The organism is Lentibacillus amyloliquefaciens (genome assembly GCF_001307805.1).
Classification (GTDB): Bacteria; Bacillota; Bacilli; order Bacillales; family Amphibacillaceae; genus Lentibacillus; species Lentibacillus amyloliquefaciens.
Window position 1 is genome coordinate 2085637 of sequence record NZ_CP013862.1, and the last position, 24686, is coordinate 2110322.

The 24686-nt window shown below is 44.9% G+C and carries 20 protein-coding genes and 1 pseudogene; 10 read left to right on the top strand and 11 right to left on the bottom strand.

All coding sequences use genetic code 11. The features are described 5' to 3' along the window. Positions 1-215 precede the first annotated feature (215 nt). The gene (locus AOX59_RS10460) at positions 216-1385 is read left to right on the top strand and encodes an MFS transporter (RefSeq protein WP_068445339.1); all 1170 of its coding nucleotides are present in this window, start codon (positions 216-218) and stop codon (positions 1383-1385) included. Positions 1386-1445: 60 nt separating this feature from the next. On the opposite strand, the gene AOX59_RS10465 is transcribed toward AOX59_RS10460, so the two are convergent. Beyond that, on the bottom strand, positions 1446-2303 hold the full coding sequence (locus AOX59_RS10465) for a CAP domain-containing protein (RefSeq protein ID WP_068445341.1): 858 nt from the start codon (positions 2301-2303) through the stop codon (positions 1446-1448). 452 nt (positions 2304-2755) lie between these two features. Between AOX59_RS10465 and mreBH the strand changes: the two genes are divergently transcribed. The 4 genes from mreBH (at position 2756) to AOX59_RS10485 (ending at position 7388) form a co-directional block, all read left to right on the top strand. After that, positions 2756-3763, top strand: coding sequence for a rod-share determining protein MreBH (gene mreBH / locus AOX59_RS10470; protein WP_068445343.1), 1008 nt, complete (start codon positions 2756-2758; stop codon positions 3761-3763). 628 nt (positions 3764-4391) lie between these two features. Continuing rightward, a complete protein-coding gene (locus tag AOX59_RS10475; protein ID WP_068445345.1) occupies positions 4392-4748 on the top strand; it encodes a DUF1428 family protein in 357 nt (118 codons plus the stop codon). 265 nt (positions 4749-5013) lie between these two features. Further along, positions 5014-6174, top strand: coding sequence for a CaiB/BaiF CoA transferase family protein (locus AOX59_RS10480; protein WP_068445346.1), 1161 nt, complete (start codon positions 5014-5016; stop codon positions 6172-6174). Between the two features lie 11 nt (positions 6175-6185). Continuing rightward, on the top strand, positions 6186-7388 hold the full coding sequence (locus tag AOX59_RS10485; protein ID WP_068445349.1) for an acyl-CoA dehydrogenase family protein: 1203 nt from the start codon (positions 6186-6188) through the stop codon (positions 7386-7388). Between the two features lie 102 nt (positions 7389-7490). Here the strand turns inward: AOX59_RS10485 and AOX59_RS10490 are convergent, their stop codons facing one another. The 6 genes and pseudogenes from AOX59_RS10490 to AOX59_RS10515 all read right to left on the bottom strand — a co-directional run bounded on the left by AOX59_RS10490 (position 7491) and on the right by AOX59_RS10515 (position 14821). Beyond that, positions 7491-7808 carry a DUF3870 domain-containing protein gene (locus AOX59_RS10490; protein WP_068448274.1) on the bottom strand — a complete coding sequence of 106 codons (318 nt, stop codon included), beginning with the start codon at positions 7806-7808 and terminating at the stop codon, positions 7491-7493. Between the two features lie 19 nt (positions 7809-7827). After that, complete coding sequence (locus AOX59_RS10495; RefSeq protein ID WP_068445351.1) at positions 7828-8598, bottom strand: IclR family transcriptional regulator; 771 nt, start codon at positions 8596-8598, stop codon at positions 7828-7830. Between the two features lie 550 nt (positions 8599-9148). Continuing rightward, complete coding sequence (locus tag AOX59_RS10500) at positions 9149-10321, bottom strand: saccharopine dehydrogenase family protein (RefSeq protein ID WP_068445353.1); 1173 nt, start codon at positions 10319-10321, stop codon at positions 9149-9151. 119 nt (positions 10322-10440) lie between these two features. Continuing rightward, a complete protein-coding gene (locus AOX59_RS10505; RefSeq protein WP_068445355.1) occupies positions 10441-11937 on the bottom strand; it encodes an aldehyde dehydrogenase family protein in 1497 nt (498 codons plus the stop codon). 33 nt (positions 11938-11970) lie between these two features. Next, positions 11971-13643, bottom strand: a pseudogene (locus tag AOX59_RS10510) (thiamine pyrophosphate-dependent enzyme). 8 nt (positions 13644-13651) lie between these two features. Then, complete coding sequence (locus AOX59_RS10515) at positions 13652-14821, bottom strand: LL-diaminopimelate aminotransferase (RefSeq protein WP_068445357.1); 1170 nt, start codon at positions 14819-14821, stop codon at positions 13652-13654. A gap of 408 nt (positions 14822-15229) precedes the next feature. Between AOX59_RS10515 and kynU the strand changes: the two genes are divergently transcribed. From kynU to AOX59_RS10540, 5 genes are all read left to right on the top strand, one after another. Further along, on the top strand, positions 15230-16501 hold the full coding sequence (gene kynU, locus AOX59_RS10520) for a kynureninase (protein WP_068445358.1): 1272 nt from the start codon (positions 15230-15232) through the stop codon (positions 16499-16501). Beyond that, entirely contained in the window at positions 16501-17136 is a 636-nt protein-coding gene (gene kynB, locus AOX59_RS10525) for an arylformamidase (RefSeq protein ID WP_068445359.1), read from the top strand. Before kynU ends, kynB begins: the two co-directional genes overlap by 1 nt. A 13-nt stretch (positions 17137-17149) precedes the next feature. Continuing rightward, positions 17150-17986 (top strand): tryptophan 2,3-dioxygenase, encoded by an 837-nt coding sequence (gene kynA, locus AOX59_RS10530; protein WP_068445361.1) that lies wholly within the window; start codon positions 17150-17152, stop codon positions 17984-17986. Positions 17987-18093: 107 nt separating this feature from the next. Continuing rightward, positions 18094-19434 (top strand): sodium-dependent transporter, encoded by a 1341-nt coding sequence (locus tag AOX59_RS10535; protein WP_068445363.1) that lies wholly within the window; start codon positions 18094-18096, stop codon positions 19432-19434. Positions 19435-19530: 96 nt separating this feature from the next. Continuing rightward, complete coding sequence (locus tag AOX59_RS10540) at positions 19531-20874, top strand: CoA-disulfide reductase (RefSeq protein WP_068445365.1); 1344 nt, start codon at positions 19531-19533, stop codon at positions 20872-20874. A gap of 92 nt (positions 20875-20966) precedes the next feature. On the opposite strand, the gene AOX59_RS10545 is transcribed toward AOX59_RS10540, so the two are convergent. From AOX59_RS10545 to ribH, 4 genes are all read right to left on the bottom strand, one after another. Beyond that, complete coding sequence (locus AOX59_RS10545) at positions 20967-21638, bottom strand: hypothetical protein (RefSeq protein ID WP_068445367.1); 672 nt, start codon at positions 21636-21638, stop codon at positions 20967-20969. 190 nt (positions 21639-21828) lie between these two features. Beyond that, a complete protein-coding gene (locus AOX59_RS10550; protein WP_068445369.1) occupies positions 21829-23703 on the bottom strand; it encodes an ABC-F family ATP-binding cassette domain-containing protein in 1875 nt (624 codons plus the stop codon). A gap of 4 nt (positions 23704-23707) precedes the next feature. Continuing rightward, positions 23708-23875 (bottom strand): hypothetical protein, encoded by a 168-nt coding sequence (locus AOX59_RS20030; protein ID WP_237049246.1) that lies wholly within the window; start codon positions 23873-23875, stop codon positions 23708-23710. 330 nt (positions 23876-24205) lie between these two features. Then, positions 24206-24676, bottom strand: a complete 471-nt coding sequence (gene ribH / locus AOX59_RS10560) for a 6,7-dimethyl-8-ribityllumazine synthase (RefSeq protein WP_068445373.1) — start codon at positions 24674-24676, stop codon at positions 24206-24208. Between the last annotated feature and the right edge of the window lie 10 nt (positions 24677-24686).

The following is a 24686-nucleotide window of genomic DNA, read 5'->3' on the forward strand; positions in this document are numbered from 1 at the left end:
CAATTTGGACCAGGCACCTATTATCAGTACGGCTGCATAACAAGTAAACGTTAAGACTCCTGATCACTTTAAACTCCCCCTGTTAGTACTCTTATTATACCTGTCAAACGATGGGTTGAAAAGAAACGGGAAAAGATGAATTTTTCATTCGCTTGTCTTTTAATAAAATTGGCGTTACGATTAATTTCTGAACTTACCTGAGAAAGGCGTCTGCTATGAATAAACGTGTCTACTTTTTAATGATTGTCGCATTTGTTGTCGGAATGGTTGAATTACTTATCGGGGGCATCCTGGATCTGATGGCAGCTGATTTGAATGTCAGCCTTGGCCAGGTTGGTTTTTTAATAACCATTTTCTCATTGATTTTTGCAGTTGGTGCCCCTGTCCTGCTTATTCTGACTTCGAACGTTGAACGCAAACGGCTGACACTGATTTCCTTGACTATATTTTTCGTGGGAAATTTAGTGACTGTGTTCAGCCCGACATATACGGTCGTATTTATTGGGAGAATCATTTCAGCGTTAAGCGGATCATTGTTGATTATATTATGTCTCACCATTGCACCATCGATTGTTCATCCAAAATACCGCGGGCGCGCTATTGGAATAGTTTCCATGGGAGTCAGCGCCTCTATTGTACTCGGTCTTCCCATTGGCCTGCTGCTGGGAAATGCATTTGGATGGCGTGCCCCATTTGTGCTGGTTTCAGTTTTGACTATCCTGTCGATGGCTGGAGTGTTTTTCCTGATGGGCCGTGTTGAACCAAAACCTTCCAGTCCAATCAAGGAGCAACTCGCAACACTGAAAGATCGGGGAATCTTTTTTGGTCAGTCCATCACCTTTCTGTTCCTGGCAGGTCATACAATCCTTTATGCCTATTTGACACCATTTGCCAAAAACGTCTTAGGAGTTGATGGCACATGGGTAAGTATTATTTACATGATCTTCGGACTTGCAGCCGTCAGCGGCGGTGGAGTGGGCGGTTTCCTTTCAGATACATGGGGATCAAAGAACACGATTATGGCAACAACCATTTTATTTTCACTGGTTATGTTTACGATTCCTTATACGACTTTTGCACTGCCATTATTTTTATTGATTCTGGTCATCTGGGGAATGCTGAGCTGGACATTAGCACCTGCTACCCAAAGCTATTTGATCGGCCTGTCTCCTGAAACGTCGGATATTCAACAGAGTCTGAATAACTCGGCACTTCATCTTGGTATCGCTTTTGGGTCATTTGTCGGCGGAATAGTTATTGAGCGTGTTTCGGTGGAACAAAATGCTACTATCGGCGGTTTGTTTGTCATTCTTTCAATCGTTGCAGCCCTGGTTTCAATGTATGGTCAGAAAAGAACGGCAAACGAAAAGGGACTGAGCCATTAAGCCCAGTCCCTTTTCGATTTGTCTGTTTTCAGTAGAACAGAAGGCGGTTGCCCGGCCTTCTTATTTTCCAATAAACTGCTGTGTCCAGTGGTTGCCTTGTTCTACATAGCCAACGCCGATGTGAGTGAAGTTCTCGTTCAAGATGTTTTCACGATGACCTTCACTATTCATCCAGCCATTCACAACCTGCTCTGGAGACGTTTGTCCTCTGGCAATATTTTCGCCTGCTGTTTGATAAGAAATACCATACTCTTTCATCATATCAAATGGTGACCCGTAGTTCGGGCTGTTGTGAGAGAAATAGTTGTTTGCTGCCATGTCACGGGATTTCTCACGTGCCACTTTGCTTAATTCCGTATCAATTTTAAGCGGTTCAAGCCCTTGTGCTTCGCGTTCTTGGTTTGTCAGTTCCACCACTTGCTGTTCAAATTCGCTCAGTTGTTGTGAATCTTGTGTTTGATTTTGCTTATTTTGTTGAGTTTGCTGGTTTTGCTGTTCAGCCGGCTGCTGTGGCGCCTGGGCTTCAGGCTGCTCAGTTTCTTGCTCTTGCTGGTTGTTAGTGTCTTGTTCTGATTTATCCTGTTCAGTTTGTTCCTCTTGTTTCTTGTTTGTTTCTTGCTTTGATTTAGCTTGTTCAGCGTTACCATTCTTTTCAGACTGATCCTGTTTAGGCTGTTTGCTATTATTCTCTTGCTGTTTATTCCAATTAACCTGCGGGAAGTGTTTATTTAAATAGTTACTGAACTTCTCATTTGAACCCTCAGTCCAGTCACCCCCGTTAACAGAATAATAGACTTTATGCTGATAAGATTGGTTTTGAGTATTATTTTCACTCGCAGAAGCATCTGCAGTTGTTTGAAATGCTCCGCCGAATAACAACGCTACGGTCAGTGATCCGACCATCAATTTGTTAATCATTGCTGTCACCTCTCCTGTGTGTTTTTTATTGCAAAATCATCGTATCATAGTTTTTTTGTAATATTACTGTCACTCATTTCCATTCGCTCGTTATCCAACTAATTTTTCTGAATATTATCGATGCAGACAGGCCTCATCTTCATATCCTGGGAAAAAGTGCAGGAAAAGGTTTGATGTAATGGCAGATTTTACATTTACATAACTATTGACACCCCTCTGAATCAGCCTTTTATGTTACAATCGGCCATTATTTGTAAACGAAATGTTACTTGATTTTTGATGCCTTTTCCTTTCAAAATAGAAGGGAGTGAAATTTTCTGGGAACGCTCAACGTGGCTTTCATATATCCTCAGAAAATATATCAATGTTTGGAAAGCTATCGTATTGATATGCATTTTTCGCATCGATAAATTGAATTAATAGTTTTATATCACATCATTGGAGGAACTGAGATGTTATCTACTGCAGAAATCGGAATTGATTTAGGTACAGCGAATATACTGATTTATTCCAAATCAAAAGGAATCGTGTTAAACGAGCCATCTGTCGTGGCAATTGATTTGAATACCAAAAATGTCGTGGCGGTCGGTTCGGAAGCCAAAGAAATGGTCGGAAAAACCCCGGCGAATATTGTCCCAATCCGTCCTTTAAAAGATGGTGTTATCGCAGACTATGACGTGACCGCACAAATGCTAAAAGAATTTTTGAAAAAAGTGAGCAAGAAAATGGGCTTATCTATGCGTAAACCGACTGTAGTTGTGTGTACGCCATCCGGCAGCACAACCGTTGAACGGCGCGCTATCCATAATGCCGTCTCCAGCTATGGCGCAAAACATGTGCATTTGATTGAAGAACCGGTCGCAGCTGCCATCGGGTCAGATTTGCCTGTCGATGAGCCGATTGCAAATGTTATCGTTGATATTGGCGGCGGCACTTCCGAAGTCGGGATTATCTCATTCGGCGGCGTCGTATCCGTGAACTCTATCCGCACCGGCGGCGACAAAATGGATGAAGAAATTATCAACTATATCCGGAAAAAATATAATATCTTAATCGGTGAACGTACTGCAGAAAACATTAAAATGGAAATTGGGCATGCAGACGAAAATCATGAAGAAGAATCAATGGATGTCCGTGGCCGTGACATGGTAACTGGCTTGCCTAAAACGGTATCAGTTTCATCAAAGGAAGTTTATTCTGCGTTGAAAGAATCACTCGATCAGATTTTGGAAACAATCCGGTCAACGCTGGAAAATTGTCCGCCTGAATTGAGCGGTGATATTGTAGACCGCGGTATCGTTCTGACCGGCGGCGGCTCAATGTTAAACGGTCTCAAGGACTGGCTGTCACAGGAAATTTTCGTTCCTGTCCATATTGCACCGAGCCCGCTGGAATCTGTTGCAATCGGAACAGGCCGCTCATTGAAAATGATCTCGAAGCTCCAAAAAGCTGCAAAATAATAAATAAAAAAATGATAAAACCGTACGCCATCATAAGTGGTGTGCGGTTTTATTATGCAATCGTTTATAGCGAAACTGAGTCTGCAGCCAATGCAGGCCTTCTCCGGTTGAAGTTTTCTCCTGCCGCCAGTCTCTGCCTTATTCCTTTTTAAAAAGGCACCTTTCGTAAATGTAGTTGCTCTTTAATCTCATGGTTGATGTAAACCGCGAAACAGTGAAATTTTCATTCTGATTACCGTTAAGTACTTAAAGGCGCTCCGGAAATACACGCCGCGCACCTTAGGGCGGCTGGTGAGCCTCCTCGGGCTGGCGCCGCGCCTTATAATCTCATTGTTTTGGTGCTTAACTAAACCTCACTTGTGAATGTTGATTGGAGTGGAGGGCAGTCAACTCCTGCGGGAAAGCGGGCGACTGAGACCTGAGCAGGAAGCGGTTTTCTTCCGAGGAGGCTGAAGCGTTGCCCTAAGGTGCGCGACTGCCCGGAACGGAAATCAACATAGCAAGTACTTCGCAGTTTATGGATATTGTGACCAAAAACAAAGACCTTTTAGAAAACAAACTAAAAAATCACCTTCCACAAAAAGGATTTTTAAAATTTTTGTGGAATTATTGTATGAGAGGTGGTCATATGTATACGCTTATTTATCTGTATCGGGTTAAGCTGGAGAGCATTGAAACATTTATCGACATGAATCACCAGGCTGGCGAAATCTATATGTCACATGGATCGCTGGAAGAAAAAACCTATCAGGCTGAAGATCTCAGCGGCCATCATAACTATAAAGGTCTGATTGAAGTGATTCAAAAAGAAGATGATGAAGTGATTTTCCTGGTACAGTCTGTATTTCGGAACAAATCACACTACAATGATGTGATGGACCAAGTAAGCATTCGTTCCGATATCAGGGTGATCAGAAGTGAGCTGGGGCACACAACAGACCTGTCAAACGTTATCACCGCCACGTTTGCAACTGACGGGAAATAAAGCGGAAAGTGGCGGGTTACTAACCATTAATGCGGAATTAACTGTTTACATATTTTTCAGAATAATATATAATATAATTAATCATGCTAAAACGTTTCCACGCTAGAGCGCATGATGCATTTAACGACATTCAAAGAAACTGCCTAATCTGTTAACAGTTCTATACCAGTTCTGATTCAACAGACACAAGCCAGTTCAAATTGACTCGCAGATTCCTGTGGTCTTTTTGGAGTGGTTTATTTTTTTCTCAGAAAGGAGTGATGAAATGGCTGGAGCACTTGAAAACATCAAAATTCTTGATCTGTCCCGTGTCCTGGCCGGGCCTTATGCCACGATGATTCTCGGAGATCTCGGTGCAGACGTCATAAAAGTCGAGGCGCCCGGCGGCAGTGACGAAACGCGTAAATGGGGCCCGCCTTTTCAAAATGGTGTGAGTGCTTATTATCTTTGTGCCAACCGGAATAAAAGGAGTATAACGCTTGATCTGAAATCAGAGGAAGGCATCAAAGCGATTAAAGAACTTGTTCGCGATAGTGATGTCATTGTCAATAACTTCAAAACCGGTACAATGCAGCGGCTTGGTCTGGATTATGAAACATTATCCGAAATTAATCCTGAACTCGTTTATTGTTCCATCACAGGTTTTGGTGAAACCGGTCCTTATAAGGATATGCCGGGCTATGACTTTATTATCCAGGCGATGAGCGGGTTGATGAGCATTACCGGTGATCATGAATCCGGCCCGCAAAAAGTCGGCGTGGCCATCACCGATATTTTAACCGGCCTTTATGCTTGCATTGGCATTCAGGGTGCCCTCCTTGAACGAAACCAGTCGGGCAAAGGACAAAAGATCGACCTTTCACTGTATGATTCGGCTGTCAGTGCACTTGTTAACATCGGAAGCAATTATTTGATGGCGGAGAAGAAACCAACTGCTCTCGGAAACCAGCATGCCAATATCGTTCCGTATCAGACATTTGACACAAAGGATGGTCAGATGGTGATCGCTGTAGGCAACGACCATCAGTTCCAGCGATTATGCAACATTTTAGACAAACCGGAATACGCATCAGATGGACGGTTCAAGACAAACCCGGATCGTGTCGAAAATCGAGAGGCTTTGATTCCGCTGCTTCAGGAATTCCTTTCGACTGAGCCAACTGCATACTGGCAGGAAAAATTCCAGGAAAACAACATCCCATGCGGCCCGATTCAATCAATTGATGAAGTGGCACAAGACCCGCAGCTGAATGAACGTGATATGTTTATCAATAAAGACCACCCGACAGCAGGGAATATCCGGATGATCGGAAGTCCCTTAAAACTGTCACGCACACCGGTGAACACTCGCCATCACCCGCCTGATGCCGGCGAAAACACAGAGACGATATTGAAACAATTAGGCATTTCCAAACAAAAAAACTAGGAGTTGATCAGATGGATTTTAATTTTTCAGAAGAACAAAATATGCTGCGCAGTACTGTCCGGAGTTTCGTGGACAAAGAAATTATGCCTTATATTGCCGATTGGGACCGGGAAGGAGAATTTGATCCGGCCATAATGCAGCGCCTTGCTGACCTTGGCCTGATGGGAGTCTGCATGCCGGAACAATATGGGGGAACCGGCATGGATTACAATTCATTAGCGATTGTCTGTGAAGAGCTGGAGCGCGGAGACACTGCATTTCGCACAGCCGTTTCCGTTCATACCGGTCTGAACAGCATGACGCTTTTGCAGTGGGGGACGGAAGAACAAAAGCAAAAATATCTTGTGCCCCAGGCAAAGGGTGAAAAAGTCGGTGCTTATGGCCTGACAGAGCCCGGTGCCGGATCCGACGTTGCCGCGCTTCAGTCAACTGCAGTTAAAGAAGGCGATCATTACATCCTGAACGGTTCAAAAGCATGGATTTCACTTTGCGACACAGCCGACCACTTCCTTGTATTTGCCTATACCGATAAAGAAAAACGTCATAAAGGCATCTCTGCTTTTATTGTCGAACGCAACTGGGAAGGATTTGATTCAAAAGCGACGAAAGGAAAACTGGGAATCCGCTCCGGCAACACGGGTGAAATCTTTTTCGATCATGTTAAAGTGCCGGAAGAAAATCTGCTTGGTGAAGAAGGGGAAGGTTTTAAAATCGCCATGGCTGCGCTTGATAATGGGCGCTTCACCGTCGCTGCGGGTGCTGTCGGTCAAATCCGTGCCTGCCTTGAAGCAAGTGCTCAATACGCAAATGAACGGGAAACTTTCGGCAAACCAATCGGCCAGCATCAGCTTGTCCAGCAAATGATCGCCAAGATGAAAGCCGGCCTTGAAATGAGCAGCCTGCTCGTCTATCGCGCCGGCGAACTGAAAAACGCAGGAAAACGAAATACGGAAGAAACGTCAATGGCCAAGTGGCAGGCGTGCGATTTTGCCAATAAAGCGGCTGATGATGCCGTGCAGATACACGGGGCCTATGGCTATTCCGATGAATACCCGGTTGAACGTTATTTGCGCAACTCGAAAGCACCGGTCATATACGAAGGAACCCGTGAAGTGCATACCCTAATCCAGGCAGGGTACGCTTTAGGCTATCGTGAAGACAAACCATTAAACAAAATGTTACCGGCATGGGAAGGCAACCAGGCAAAAGTCTAAGTTTGCATTGAAGTTGATAGTCGCTTTTTCTGCTGAGGAAATGCGGCTATCCATTTTTTTGAAATTGGCGCTGTAGATTAATATATCCCCCTGCCGACATTTCTAATCAAGACTCTCCCTATATTGTTCGTATTGCCGGTACAAATCATACAACGCTGATAAAAGGGCATTGCCGGCTTTTCCCAAATAATGTTCTTTCATCGCTTCAGCAGGCTCATCAACCCCATCCTGCAGGCTGTGTCCTCTTAGAAGCTGGTGAATAAACTCCCTGCCGTGTTCTGTTGCCAATGTACAACTCGCGGTAACGATAACGCCGTATTTTTTATCGATTTCAGCTGTTATGGTGAGTGTTTCATACATGCTTCTGGCAGCCATTCCGGATGGCAGTCGCGCGTGCCCTGCAATAAATACCGTATTCATCTGCATCATCCCCCTCCAACTAGAAGACAGGTTCCCGAAAGCCGAGTTTTCGGGAAATTCTTTCAGCTGTTAATTGTGTCTGTCGCTTCAGATCCTCCAGATTTTCCCCTTCAAAATGACTCGACAGTCCGCTTACTGCAAGCGCCGCAATCATTTGATTCCTGTAGTCATAAATGGGGTAAGAAATGCCTGTTGTATCAGCATCCTGTTCACCGATACTGAACGCGAAACTTTCTTCATAAATCGTGTGCAATTCCTGAAGTAATTTCTGTTTATCTATCATACCCTCAGTTACGGGATGATGCAATTCAGCATTCTCCAAGATTTCTTCCTGGCGCTTCATCGGCATATGTGCTAACAGCATCTTTGGACCCGACCCTAAATACAGCGGAGAGCTTTTGCCAACTCTGGTATTCAGCCTTAGTGCTCTTCTGCTGTCCACTTTCTCAATATATGTGGCTTCATCCTGATTTCTTATAACCAAATGGACAACCTCATTAATATCACCGGCAAGCTGCTGCATAAAGGGGAGCGCAATATGCCGGATTTCCAGCTGATCGGAAACAATATGTCCAAGCTCCAGCAGTTTAAGACCCAATCGGTATTTGCTGTCGTGCTCGTTCTCTTTAGTTTTATATAAAAAATCGCTCGATTCGAGTGCCGATAACAGCCTGTAAGCAGTCGGTTTTGGAAGATTCGCTTTTTCGGCAATTTCCTTTAATGTCCATTCGGGTGTATCGACTGAGAAATAATCTAATAATTTTAATGCTTTGATCACACTTTGATTCATGACGAAAACTCCTTGCACCAGGCGTAATTATGGATATATTTTAAAGCTCTTTTCCCGTTCTTTGTTATTTTACTATTGCAGTTAATATGAATTGCGACACAGTGATAGAATTGATTTCCGCTCCGGGCAGTCGCGCACCTTAGGGCAACGCTTCAGCTTCCTCGGAAGCAAAAACCGCTTCCTGCGGGATCTTCAGCCGCCCGCTTTCCCGCAGGAGTCGACTGCCCTCCTCTCCAACCAAACGCCATGAAATACGCCAGCGGGAAAGCTAAGACAAGGAGATCCCACGGTTACAGAAGAACAAAGGCTAAGAACGCCACGACAATAGCCAACTCCTTTGTGACCAACATTATGTTTGCCCGGGGCTGAGGCCGTGCCCATGGAAGGCGGGTTTTATTGCCGGAGCGCCTCTTAGCAATCAGTAAAAGTCAGAAAGGACCACACAAATGAGAATTTTAACAGTACATCGCATTTCCTGGCTTCTGTGTCAGAAACTGGAAATACTCAGGAAAAGGGTGCCACATGAAGTTCCAACAGTCTTTTCCAGTAATCAGCCAGTTACATGTGCTTTTTTATTGCTGCTAGGTTCGTGAATGCTGACTCCCCGCTTTGCCATTTCGTCAATATAGATATCACCCGGGACGATCTGCTCCGGCGGATAGACACCACGCTTATCAATCGTCCCATCAGCAATCATCTGCGCAACGGCTGAAATTGTGTTTGCTGTGGCCCGTGCCATAGCCGTAACTTTATGTTCGCGGTCTTTATAAGTCGTCATTTCAAACACATGTGTATCCTTATGTCCTGCCTTTTCGCCCCCTACTTTCACCCGCAGCAGAACAACATCATCTTTATCACCCAATTCAACAATTGGATCGAGCACCTTAAGCAAGACTTCACGCGGATTGATTTCTTCACCATTCACATCAACCGAATAATCCATCCGTGTCAAATTCAGGTCCACCAGAAGCTTGAATTTCTCTGCATGCCCGGGATAGCGAATCGTTTTATACTCCAGAGTCTTAAGATTCGGGTACGAGATTGATAATGTTGATGTACCGCCGGAAGTATGAAATGCCTCCAGCGGACCGAATTTTTCAAAATGAACACGCTCAACTTCTGTTAACGATTCGATTTCCTGTTTGACACCATCGCGTACAATCAGTGCCGGATCAGTATAATGGTCAAAAACACCTTCCATCGAAAAGACGTGGTTATATTCAAATGGCGGCTCCGGATTAACCGGAATTCCCCCGACATATAATTTAATTTCTTCCATTTTATCAAGTTTGCCGGCTCCATAGCCTGATAGAATATTAATCATACCCGGTGCAACACCCAAATCCGGGATTAACGTTACACCTGCATCCTGAGCATCCTCTTTCATGTCAAGTACTTTATCGGTCACATGACCAATGTGCCCTCCCAAATCAACTGAATGAACGCCGGTTTTTATTGCAGTTTTGGCGACGGTTTCGTTAAATGAATAAAATAACGCATTAATGATGACGTCAAACTGCCGCATATAATTGCCAAGCTCCCGTTCATCCTTTGCATTGACCTGATAAGCCGTCAGTTTGGCGGAACTGAGCTGATTAACCACTTTTTGCGCAGCATCAATATCGATATCAGCAAGCCCGACCTCTGTCACACCTCCACTTGCCACTAAATCCCGCGTTGCTTCCTTGCCCATCAATCCAGATCCCAGCACACCTATTTTCACATGCATTCACTCCCTGCCTGAAATATGTTTCCACTTTTTAGAGGACTGTCTCGAATTCTTCGGGAATCCAACAAAATATGAGACAGCCCATTTTATAAATTCATGACGGTTGTTACACGTTACTCCGTATCAATCTGTGCCCGCTGAAGTTTGCCACTGTAATCGATGTAAACAGCTTTCCATTCGGTGAATACATCGAGTGCCTGCACACCTGAATCGCGATGACCATTTCCGGTTCCTTTTGTACCGCCAAATGGCAGGTGGATTTCTGCCCCTGTCGTTCCGGCGTTTACGTAAACAATCCCGGTATCCAGATCACGTTGTGCTTGAAAAACTCTATTGGCATCTGTTGTAAAGATCGAGCTTGACAGACCGAAAGAGACACCATTATTCACGTCGATCGCTTCTTCAAAACTTTTCACAGGAATCAATGAAATAACCGGACCGAATATCTCTTCCTGAGAGATGCGCATATCTGCCGTGCAGTCTGTAAACAAGGTTGGTGCGTAATAATGGCCGCCTGCATATTTATCATCATCAAGCACATAACCGCCAGCCATTAATTTGGCGCCTTCCTCTTTACCGATTTGAATATACTTTTCTATCTTTTCAAGACCGGCTTTATTAATGATTGGACCAACTTTATTTGATTCATCAAGTCCGTCACCGATTGCCAGTTTTTCAATTTCGACAAGCAACCGCTCCTCGACCTTTTCTTTCACATCTTCATGAACGATGACACGGCTCGCTGCTGTACACCGCTGACCGCTCGTTCCATAAGCACTCCAAATAATGCCCTCCACTGCCAGATTGAGATCAGCATCATCCATGACGGTAATCGCATTCTTGCCGCCCATTTCCAGCGACACTTTCTTCAGCTGTTTGCCACATTCGCTTGCGATATTGCGGCCGGTTTCATTGGACCCGGTAAATGAAATGACCCGGATATCGTCATGATGCACCATGGCATCACCAACAGCAGACCCCCTGCCATTGACAACATTCATGATACCTTTTGGCAAGCCCGCTTCTTCAAGAATCTTAGCCAGTTCATATGCCATAATTGGCGTTTCAGTCGCCGGCTTCCAGATAACCGCATTGCCCGCAACAATCGCCGGGAACGACTTCCAGGTGGCAATTGCAATCGGGAAGTTCCATGGTGTGATAATGCCGACAACACCTACCGGCGCGCGCTGGCTCATGGAAAACTTATTTGGCAGCTCTGCAGGTGTCGTGTGACCGAATAGACGGCGTCCTTCGCCAGCCATGTAAAATGCCATATCGATCCCTTCCTGAACTTCACCTCGTGCTTCTTCCAGCACTTTTCCATTTTCCATCGTCAAAAGCTGTGAAAGCCGTTCTTTCCGTTCTTTCATCATCTGACCGGCTTTGAACAAAACTTCAGCTCGCTGTGGCGCCGGAACAAGTGCCCACTCTTTTTGCGCTTTTCCCGCAGCTTCAACAGCTTTACTGACATCTTTTTCATCCGATAAGGGCACGTCCACGATCGTTTTGCCGTTTGCCGGATTAATCACCGGGGCCGATTCGTGCTTCTCCACCCATTCACCGTCAATAAAATTTTGCAGATTGTCTGTTTTCAGCAGTGCTTTACTCATGGAAAATACCTCCTAATATTGATTGATATCCTGTTATTTTTCAGCACGATCCCGGAGCTGTGAAATCGTGGTAGAAACGGAAATCTGTTCTTTCTCAGTCATAACTTCTATCACAGCCGGTACATTTTTCTCCAGTGCCAGCTTAAATACTTTCGCGAAATCATCCGGTGTGTTGGCTTCATACCCATCGGCACCAACACTTTCAGCTAAATCTTTGAAAGAGATCCCCCCAAATCAGTGCCAATGACTTTTCCCGGATAATGCATTTCCTGATGCATCCGAATGGTTCCATACATTTGATTGTTAAACACGATACTGATGACAGGAATATGATATCTGACAGCTGTTTCAAGCTCCTGCATAGTCATCATAAAACCGCCGTCACCCGCTAAAGCAACGACCGATTTATCCGGCAGGGCACGCTTTGCTCCAATCGCTGACGGCAAGCCATACCCCATGGCGCCTGATGTCGGTCCCACATACGTATGCTTTTTCTTAAACGAGTAAAACGCATGCAGCCAGCCGGCAAAATTTCCCGCATCATTAGTCAAAAGGGCATGATCAGGCAAAATATCTTCCATCAGTGCCACTATATGCTTGTATATGGAAGCTTTATGCGACACATCAAGACGACTGATCGCTTCATAAGCACGCCGGCGTTCATCTGCCCATTTTTGCCAAGTGTTTGGGATTTTGATGCCGGTTAACGCAAGGAGAGCTTCACCAGCATCTGCTACAATACCGACATCCGGTGTGAAAACTTTGCCGATTGTTTCAAAGCTGATGTCTATATGGATAAGTTTTTTCTCCGGTGTGATAATCGCGTAATCTTGTGTCGTCACCTCAGACAGGCGTGTGCCGATGGCCAGTATCGTATCTGCCTCCTCAACAGAATTGATTATTTCCCGGTTTGTTCCCAGTCCCAGGTGCCCGGCGTAAAGCGGGTGATCATTCGGAAATACATCCTGTCTCCGAAATGCTGCAATAACAGGCAATTGATGCTTCTCGGCAAATGTGACAAGCGCCTCTTCTGTGCGAGAGCTTTTTATCCCGCCGCCGGCAATAATCAATGGTTTTTCAGCCGCAGAGAGCAATTGACTGACGCGGTTGATTTCTTCTTTGGCCGGAGCTGGCTTTGGGATCACAGTTGGCGGACCAAATACCATTTCTTCCTTTTCCGGCAATACATCTTCAGGCAGTGACACAATGACAGGTCCGGGTCTTCCGGTTTTGGCTATCCGAATTGCACGCTGCGTGATTTCTGCTGTGCGTTCAGGGTCTTTCACCTCAACAGCCCACTTGGCAATATGCCCGAAATACTGATCAAGATCCACTTCCTGAAAACCTTCCCTGCCCCTGTGTTTGCTGTGTACCTGCCCCAGAAACACGACCATCGGTGTTGAGTCCTGATAAGCGGTATGTACCCCTATCGATAGATTTGATGCACCAACGCCACGCGTAGCCATTACAATACCGGGCTTCAGTGATGACTTCGCATATCCTTCAGCCATAAAGGCCGCACCGCTTTCATGTCGTGTTGATATCAGATTAATAGTTTCTTCATCATACAGTGCATCCAGCAATGGCAAATAGCTTTCGCCCGGGACACAAAACACATCACGAATGCTTTCAATTTTCATGCACTCCACAATTGCCTGTGCAGCAGTGACTGTTTTGACAGTCCGTACGTTTACGGTTGTTTTCATTTATCGTGTCACCCCTCCAAATTCAGCTGCTTCATCCGTTCGATAACCTCTTCCAAACGATCGATTGAAACCGTAAGTGCCACCCTGAAGTATCCCTCACCCCGCGAGCCAAACGCGTTCCCCGGAGTGATGATGACGCCTGCTTCATCAAGCAATTTGCCGGCAAATGACATTGATGTAAACCCATCCGGTACCTTCGCCCAAAAAAAGATGGTCCCGTTTGGTTTGTCTGCTTCAATGCCAAGTTTTCTGAAAGACGTGTACAACGTTTCCATCCGTTCCTCATAGATTTTACTATGTTCATCCACTGCTGAATAATCACTGGTCAAAGCAGTCGCCGCAGCTTTTTGAACAGGGATAAACTGACTGCTGTCGATGTTGCTTTTAAGAGCTGAAAGTGCCTTTATTACTTTCCTGTTACCGACCGCATAACCAATCCGCCAACCGGTCATATTAAAGTTTTTCGACAATGAGCCGAATTCCACTGCACATGCTTTCGCCTCAGGAACCTGCAGCACGCTTGGTGCTTCATAACCGTCAAACGTAAGCATGTCATATGCGGCATCATGCACAAGCAGCAGCTGATTTTTCTCTGCGAATGCAATCGCTTCCAAAAATGTGTTGTAATCAGCAGTCGCTGCAGTCGGATTGTTCGGATAATTCAAAAGCATTAACACTGCTTGATTAACACTAGCCTGATCAATATGGCCATAAAGCGGCAAATACCCATTTGCCTCATCCAGCGGGAGTTGTTCACTTATCCCGCCAGCTAACTGAACCGCTGTCCTGTAAGCCGGATAGCCCGGATCCGGCACAAGAACCTTCTCCCCCGGATTGACGGTTGCCTGCATCAGGTTGGCAATTCCTTCTTTCGACCCGATAACAGCAAGCACTTCTGTCTCCGGGTCCAATTCCACATCGTACCGCCTTTTGTAAAAGTGTGCCACCGCTTCTCTGAATTCTTTTATGCCACTGTATGTGGAATAACCATGATTGGCAGGGGCCCGTGCTTCTTCCGTCAGACGATCGATGATGAAATCAGGTGTCGGCAAATCCGGCGCACCAATTCCCAAATCGATTACATCTACACCTTTTTCCCGGAGATCTTTTTTCTTCTGCTGGAATTCGGAAAATAAATATGGCGGCAAATCGTTCACTTTATTGGAGACAAACGACATCACGCACCTCCATTTCAATTAATGAAATAACATTTCATGCATCTGTTTTAAGTGTAAAATAGAGTCTGAAAAATTGCAACTGTTTGTAAACAACTTCTTTTATTTAGATCAAGCTGTTTATTTCCGGAAACGCGCTCAAATTCTTGTGCTCACGCCCATGTTTTGATTCACGCGCCCATATTTCTTTTTTTTCACCCATGTTTTGACATTTCCGGCCCATGTTTTATTTCTCGGGAACATGTTTTCATATCCCCGCCCATATCCCCCATCTGACGCCCATGTTTCCGTTCTGGCACCCATAATTATGATTCGATACTAACGTTTAAAATCCTCCAGAAAATAATAAACATTCCAAACACGGGCTTTCATTGTTATCATAAAAGAAAACACATATGAAAGGGTGCTATCATGAACACTGACCGAAAATATGCAGATGAATTGGACCAGCAGGATAAGTTGTCCGACTTCCGGAATGAATTTTATACACCCGATAACACGATTTACCTGGACGGCAACTCACTTGGGCTTCTGTCAAAACGAGCGGAGCAGGCTATCCATGACATGACAGAATCATGGAAGCAGTTTGCCATCAATGGATGGACAGAAGGTGATCATCCATGGTATTACTTGTCCGAAAATCTCGGTGCGCTGACTGCTCCATTAATCGGAGCCAAGCCTGAAGAAGTCGTTGTGACCGGATCGGCAACCACCAATCTGCATCAGCTGACCGCAAGTTTCTATAACCCTGTGGGAAGCAGAACAAAAATCCTGGCAGATACCTTAAACTTCCCTTCTGATATTTATGCTCTGAAAAGTCAGCTGAAACTGCAAGGATATGACCCGGATGGGCATCTTATCCAGATTAAAAGCAAAGATGGGAATATGCTGGAAACACAAGACATTGTTAAAGCGATGACAGATGATGTTGCGTTGATTGTGCTTCCCGGCGTCTTGTACCGAAGCGGCCAGGTGCTTGACATGAAAACCTTGACACATGAAGCACACAAACGCGGAATCCCCATCGGTTTTGATCTCTGCCATTCAATCGGATCGGTTCCGCATAAGCTGTCAGAATGGGACGTGGACTTTGCCTTCTGGTGCACATATAAACATTTGAATGCCGGCCCGGGCAGTGTCGCAGGACTATATGTCAATCAGCAGCACTTCGGCCATAAACCGGGTCTTGCCGGATGGTTCAGTTCATCGAAGGAAAAACAATTTGATATGGAACATACCCTGACACCTGCTCACGATGCAGGCGCCTATCAAATCGGCACACCGCACCTATTGAGTGCTGCACCACTATTGGGTTCTCTCAAAATGTTCCGGGAAGCGGGCATTGAAAACATACGGCAGAAATCACTTCAGCTCACCCAATATTTAATGGATCTGGTTGAAACAGAGCTTTTAGAATATGACTTTAAAATCGCTAATCCGACAACCGCATCCGAACGCGGCGGCCATGTCTATATCGAACATCCGGATGCTGCCCGTATTTGCAAAGCTCTGAAAGCAGATGGTGTGATCCCTGATTTCCGTAAACCAAACGGCATCCGTCTGGCACCTGTCGCGTTGTATAACACGTTTACTGACGTATGGGAGACCATCCGAATCCTGAAAACCATCATGGACGAAGAACGCTTTAAACACTACGAAAACGAAAGGGGTATCATTGCCTGATGACACAAACCAATTGGATCGATATTTCACAGCCGCTGACCCAAGACATGGCACACTTCCCGGGGGACGCGCCATTTGACTACTCACTGACATTCACAAAAGCACAAACCGGCTCAGCCAACGTCGGTCAACTAACCGGGAGCGTCCATATCGGCACCCATATTGACGCACCCTTTCACTACGATGAAAACGGGAAAACGGTTGATCAGTTGGATGTCAATATGTATATCGGCAATGCAGTCGTGCTTGATGTCAGCCATACCGAGAGAATCACGGCAGACACACTAAAGCCATTTGATTTAAAAGGGGCATCGCGTGTTTTATTGCACACGTCACTTCCAAATAATCCAAAACGTTTCCCTGAGCAAATACCTGAGCTGGATCCGAGTATCGCAGATTTTTTGGGCGAACAAGGGGTAGTCCTGCTTGGCGTCGACATCCCGTCCGTTGATCCGCCTGAAAGCAAGGAACTTCCGGTTCATCATGCACTGTACCGGCAGAATATTTTTATTCTGGAGAATTTAATGCTTGATCACGTCGAGCCCGGTCAATACGAACTGATTGCCCTGCCGCTAGCCATAAATGGTGCTGACGGCAGTCCGGTCCGTGCAGTTCTGCGGCCGGTCAATGAATAGGAGGAGTCAGCATATGAACGATAATCCATTTGAAAATGAAAACGACATCCATACTGATTTTAAAGAAAAAATGACGTACGGTGACTACCTGCAGCTCGACCAGCTGCTGAACAGTCAGAGACGCCTTTCCGATCACCATGATGAAATGCTGTTTATCATCATCCACCATGTGAGTGAGCTTTGGCTGAAACTGATCATTCACGAAACCAAAGGCGCGATTGCAGCAATCGAGCAGAATAATTTGCGGGCTTCCTTCAAAATGCTTTCCCGTGTGTCGAAAATACAATCGCAAATCATTAACGGCTGGGATGTGCTGTCCACCCTTACACCCGCTGAATATATGGAGTTCCGCGACAAACTGGGGAATGCGTCCGGTTTCCAGTCATACCAGTATCGGTTGGTCGAATTTGTGCTTGGTTATAAAGCACCGCATATTTTAAAAATCTATCAAAATGACCCGGAAATCTATCGCATTTTGGAAGATGCCTATCATAAACCAGGACTTTATGACGTTGCGATTCAAGCTCTGGCACGCCACGGATTCACAATCGATGAGGAAGTTCTCAACCGTGATTTCTCCAAAACATACGAGAAAAATGCTTCTGTTGAGAGAGCGTGGATGAACGTATATCACAACGCCCCGGCATACTGGGAGCTGTATGAATTGGCGGAAAAACTGGTCGATATTGAAGACTGGTTCCAGCAGTGGCGCTTCCGGCATATGAAAACAGTGGAACGAATCATCGGACATAAAACAGGCACCGGCGGTTCATCAGGTGTCGGCTACCTGAAACAGGTGCTTGATCACTATTTCTTTCCGGAGTTGTGGGAACTGCGTACTAAAATTTAAGAAGGTGTTCAAAAAGCCCGGTAAAAACGACACTGTATGCGATTGTAGTCAATACCTAAAATGGTATATAATATTGGTTACATTTTAAAAGTGGAAAGGAATTAATTATGAACGATCATTGGTCATCCAGAATTGGATTTATTTTATCATCAGCAGGTGCAGCGATCGGCCTTGGAGCTATATGGAAATTCCCCTATATGACAGGCATGAACGGGGGCGGCGCCTTTTTCCTGCTTTTTATTGCATTTACCTTAATCATCGGGCTTCCCCTCTTGGTTACTGAATTTATTATCGGACGCGGTGCTCAGAAAGAAGCTGTCAGTGCGTTCAAAAAACTCGCTCCCGGCAGCAGTTGGCAGGTTATCGGTTATTGGGGCATTGCCGGTTCATTTATCCTGTTGTCATTTTACAGTGTTGTCGGCGGCTGGGTGCTCATATACAGTGTCATGTCGCTGTTTGGCTCTGTCATTTCAGACAATGCCAATTATGAACAGTTATTTGGAGCGATCACCGGTGATCCGCTTATCGCCATTTCCGGGCATGCCCTGTTTTTAATCCTCGCCGTCATTATTGTTTCCTTTGGGATTAAAGCGGGGATTGAAAAAGCAAGTAAAGTGATGATGCCATTATTGTTTGTCTTTTTTATCATACTGGTCATCCGATCTGTTACCTTCGAAGGCGCAGCTGAAGGTCTTAAATTCTTTCTGCAGCCTGACTTTTCCAAAATGACAGCAGAAGGGATTTTGTATGCACTCGGCCAGTCCTTCTTTGCCCTGGCGGTCGGTTTTTCCGTCATGGTGACATACAGTTCCTACCTTGGTAAAGATGTGAGCTTGCCGTTTTCAGCGGCATCTGTTTCAATTATGAACGTTTTTGTTTCACTTTTAGCCGGACTGGCCATATTCCCTGTAGTCTTTTCATTCGGACTGGAGCCGACAGAAGGCCCTGGCTTATTATTCATGGTGCTGCCGGCTGCTTTTGCACAAATGCCATTCGGTGAAGTGTTCCTGACGTTATTTCTGTTGCTGTTCCTGTTTGCCATTTTCACATCAGCCTTCAGCATGCTTGAGATTATGACAGCCGCTGTTACCGCCAGAAAGAACTATTCACGAACCAAAGTCGTGTGGGCTTCCGGACTAATCGTCTTTATAGCCGGCATTCCTGCTGCCCTGTCATCAAGTGCGCTGGCAGACTTTAAAATCTTTGGAAAGACTGTTTTTGATGCGAGTGATTTTCTTGTCAGTAACATCATGCTTCCGGGCGGATGTCTGATGATGGCATTATTCATCGGTATCAGAATGGATCAGTCACTGATGAAGCAGGAATTTTCCTATGCCAATAACCTTTCATCCGGAGCATATCAGCTCTGGTTTCAAATCATGCGCTGGCTCGTGCCGGTCACCATCGTTATCGTCTTCTTAAATTCAGTCGGTATTATTCAATTTTAATGCATGAATCCTAAGCCTTTTCCATGTAAACAGTGATATTTAAGGTTAAAATAGCATGAGGAGGGAATTTATTCTCAAAATGGGAGGTTATCGCATATGGCACAAAAAATTGTCATCGTCGGCGGTGTAGCGGGCGGTGCCAACATCGCGTCACAATTGCGGCGGAATGATCAAAACTCTGACATTACCTTATTTGATAAAGATGAGCATATCGCCTTCTCCACCTGTGGTATGCCGTATTACATCGGCGGTGAAGTTGAAAAGCGGTCTCATCTGCTCGTGAATAGCGAAAAGTTTGCCGATAAATTCGATATAAACTTGCAAACCAATGCAGAAGTTATAAAAATCGACCGTGAAAACAAGCAGGTTACTTACCGGGATTCCTCGGGAGAACATAAAACACCTTACGATAAACTTGTGCTGGCACCCGGCGCTTCTGCCATCAAACCTGATTTTGACGGGTATAATGAAAAACGGGTGTTCACACTCCATACTATCCCGGATATGGATGCGATTCAGGAATTTATCCAGACCCATCAACCAAAAACCTGTGCCATCATCGGTGCCGGTTTCGTCGGTATGGAACTGGTCGAGAATTTACAAGCACTCAGTATTGACTGTACGATTATCGACCGAAGCAAACAAGTCATGAAGCTTGTCGATAAGGACATGGCCGCAATGATTGAGGACCATATCACTTCAAAAGGCACTCACCTTCTTTTGAATGAAGAACTTAACTCATTTTCAAATAACGGCTCGACGCTGCACTTAGGCAGCGGCAAAAGTGTGCAGGCTGACATGACCATCATGGCTGCCGGCATCCGTCCGAATAAGAAATTGGCTGAAGACAGCGGCTTGAAAATAGGCAAAACGGGTGCGATTAAAGTAAACAATTTTATGCAGACGAACGATCCCGATATTTATGCCATCGGAGACGTTATCGAAACAAATGACTTTCTGACCGGAACGCCGAGACATGTTGCACTGGCAGGGCCGGCACATCGCCAGGCCATCATTGCAGCCGGCCATATGCAAGGAAACAAAATCGAATATTCAGGCGTGCAGGGTTCTGCCATTTTTAAAGTATTTGATTTAACAGTTGGTTCTACAGGGTTGAACGCCGCTGTATTGGATCATTTGGACATTGAGTATAAAACAGTGACACATGAGGCCCTCTCTCATGCCGGCTATTATCCCGGTGCTGAGAAAATTTGCATCAAAATCCTGTTCGATGCAAAAACAGGCTTGTTATACGGTGCTCAAGTCATTGGAAGAGAAGGTGCCGATAAACGATTAGCTGTCCTGGCAACAGCCATGAAAGGCAGAATGACCGTGCACACTCTGACGGAATTGGAACTGGCCTACGCGCCGCCATATTCATCACCGAAAGACCCCGTCAATGTCATCGGCTATAAAGCAACAAGCAAACTGGAGTCTTAAAAAACTTTTTGATAATGATTGTAATAAGCGCAAAAGAAGCACCAGCCGGCTGACTGGTGCCTTTTTCTATGTTATTTAAATATGGCGCCCGATTAAAATCCTTCTTCAAAACGATAAATCAATCTGTATTTATCTTCATTCACCAGTTCTTTCATATGGACTTTGACATTATGCCCCAGATACGCTTCCTCGTCAGTCATTGCCACAATCATCGCTTTTGTATCATTTTGCATATCATAATAAATATCGCCGACAACAGGTTTATCGAAATCGTCATTGTAGGATATGATACCTGTCGTTTCATCTTCTTCAAGCTGAGCCTCCGAGACAAGCTCTTTGTCATAATATGCTATATCCTCACTGCCCCCACTCTTGCCCGGGACCAGGACGACATATTCACTGTGCTTGACACCATTATCACGTGTGGTGACAACATTTCCATCTTCAACGTTGTCTACTTTTTCAATTTCGTTAAGTGAATAATGATCAAGAAAGTCAGGTGCCGGTTTAATGATTAAAATATAATCACCAGGCTCAGGTTTTTTATTCTGATCAATCGTGTAACGCCGGCCATAGAAAATAAATGAATCGTTATGTTTCGGTCGACAAGGCTCAATATTATTGGCACTGGTTATATCCTGCTGCATGTCTTTCAAACGATAGAGGTGTACAGATTGTTTGAACATCGGTTTCACCGAATATACTTTGTGAAGTTCATTTTTGTAATAAACAAACTGCCCTTTTCTAACCTGAAATAATTTCATTTTCGTGCCTCCTTAAATTTTATACATTATACCACTCTTATTTTCCGTAATACTATATAAATTAAACATAAAATGGGAGAAAATACAATGTATGTTCAAAAATTTCAGCTGGTTATGCAAAATTCCCCTATGATTTTTCGGTAAGGTTATTGTCTCAAAGATTGCAACTTACGAAAAAAGCCTTCGGTGATTATTGACCAAGTTCTTGTGCTATTAAGGAAAGCTCTTCCCAGCGTTCCATTTTAGCTTCCAGTTTTTCTTCTACTTCCTGCTGTTCATTATAAAGGTCTTGCACCTTGCCGGCATCACTTCCCGCTCCGGCTATTTGTTCCTGAAGCTCTTCCAGTTTTGTTTCCAGCTCGGTTATATCATCTTCAATCGTTTCCCATTCGATTTTATCATGATATGACATCTTCTTTTTCGGTGCAGGTTTTTTCTGCGTTTTCTTGTCTGATTTAGGTGTTTGCTTGTCCTGCTGCTTCTCCCGCTCAAGCAATTCACTGTAGTTGCCGTAAAAATGCTCGATGGGGGCATCTTCTTTGAACACAAGCATATGATCAACGACACGATCGAGAAAATACCGGTCGTGCGATACTGTAATGACAACACCCGGGAATTGATCCAAGTAATCCTCAAGCACCCCGAGCGTCTGAGTATCCAAATCATTGGTCGGCTCATCCAGCAGCAGGACATTCGGTTCCTGCATAAGCACTTTCAGCACATAAAGACGTCGCCGCTCCCCGCCCGATAATTTGCGGATATAATTCCACTGCTGGCGGCGTGAGAATAAAAATCTCTCCAGCATTTGCTCTGCTGTAATGACTTCACCCTTTTTTGTATGGACTACTTCAGCTGTCTCACGGATGTATTCGATAATTCGTTTGTCACCATCAAATTCTTCATCATTTTGCGTATAATAGCCGATTTTGACGGTTTGTCCTATCTCGACTTCCCCTTTGTCAGGGTGTATTCGGCCGGCCATGATATTCAGCAAGGTGGTTTTGCCCGTACCATTTGGTCCAACAATGCCTAACCGGTCTCCGGGAACAACCATGAAATCAAAGTTGCTGATCAGCGTACCTGCTTCATAGCCTTTTTCGACACCTTCAAGTTCCAGCACTTTGTTTCCAAGCCGGGTTGATCCTGCTTCAAACGAAACGTCCCTGGATGTCGTATCAAATGTTTGCTTTTTCATCTCCTCTGCCCGTTCGACCCGTGCTTTTTGTTTGGTTCCACGTGCTTTCGGTCCCCGTTTCAGCCAGGCAAGTTCACGGCGCAGCGTGTTTTGATGCTTTTCTTCATAGCTTTTTTCCAATGCTTCCCGCTCAGCTTTTTTCTCAAGAAATACTTCATAGTTGCCCTCATAAATATAAAGATTCCCTTTATCCAGTTCATAAATCTGATTCGTGACCCGATTCAAAAAGTAACGGTCATGCGTTACGAGCAACAAAGCACCTTTATAAGATGCTAAATAGTTTTCCAGCCAGTCCACCGTTTCATTATCAAGATGATTTGTCGGCTCATCAAGAATCAGAAGATCAGCGGGCTGTATTAACGCTTTTGCGATGGCAACACGCTTTCTCTGACCACCTGAAAGTTCGGCAACCCGTTTATGATAGTCAGTCACCCCTAATTTAGTTAGGACTGTTTTGGCCGCCGTGTTAGCTTCCCATGCTTCCACTTCATCCATCTGCTGCTGTTTCACCAGCAGCCGTTCCTGATTCTTCTCGTTTTCCGGATTGCGCTGCAAATCAAGCAGTACTTGCTCATATTCTCGCATCACTTTCATGATGACGGCTTCTCCATAATAAATCTGTTCAATAACAGTCAGGTCATCCTCCAAATCAGGTTCCTGAGCCAAATATTCGATTTTGTAATGTTTAGGGTGATCAATCGTGCCTTTCTCTGCTGTATCGATTCCGGCAAGCACTTTCAAAAAGGTTGACTTCCCGGTACCGTTAACACCAATCAATCCTATTCTGGCATTTGGTTTGATGATACATGAAATGTTATTGAGTAACGTTTTGTCGCCATATGATTTATATAAATTCTCTACTGTAAGCATACTATTACCTTCCTAATGTTGAATCATCGTCATTCTTATGATTTTTTATCAGCTGTTTGATTAAAATAACAATTAAAAATAGCAACCATGACGTAGCGGCATAGAATATCAATTTGCTGAACTGATCCATTTCCTGAAAAAAGAATGCCATCCCGATCCAGATAACACCCAATCCAAGTATTTGATAAACTAAAAATTTAATAGTGATTGCCCCCAGACCTAAAGTGAATCTTCAATCAGTGGGAGGTTTTTTCCCCCACTGATTGTTAGATGAATGAATCGGACATTTAGGGACAGTTAACCGCCGTTCCCGGGCGGATTACTGTCCATTACATGTGGGATAAAATTCTCTATCTCTAGTTTATCGTACTGACGGCTGCTTTGCCATTATGAAATTTGAGAACAGCTGATTTTGATGCAATCAGACCTAAATCAACATTGATAAGAACATCAAATGCTTACTTAAGCTTACAAAACGAAAGCACCAGTCCTGCCGGGAAAATCAGTCATTCAATTCCCGGATAACATTTGCTGTTTCAATCGCTGCAGTTGCTGCCTCCGATCCTTTGTTCCCAGCCTTTGTTCCGGCACGCTCAATCGCCTGTTCGATTGTTTCAGTCGTCAGCACACCAAAAATAACCGGTTTGCCGGACTGAATCGCCGCATTGGAAACCCCTTTGGCGGCTTCACTGCAGACGTAATCAAAATGCGGTGTAGAGCCGCGGATAACCGCCCCAAGCGTTACAACAGCATCATATTCATCCTTAGCCGCCATTTTGCCGGCAGCGACGGGAATCTCAAATGCACCCGGAACCCAGGCAATATCAATATTCGCTTCTTTGACGCCGTGCCGTTTCAGGGTACCTTCCGCCCCTTCCAGCAGCTTGCTCGTAATGAAATCATTAAACCGCGCCACAACAATGCCGATTTTCAAGTCTGAACCGACAAGGCTGCCTTCAAATGTTTTACCCAATTGGATCATC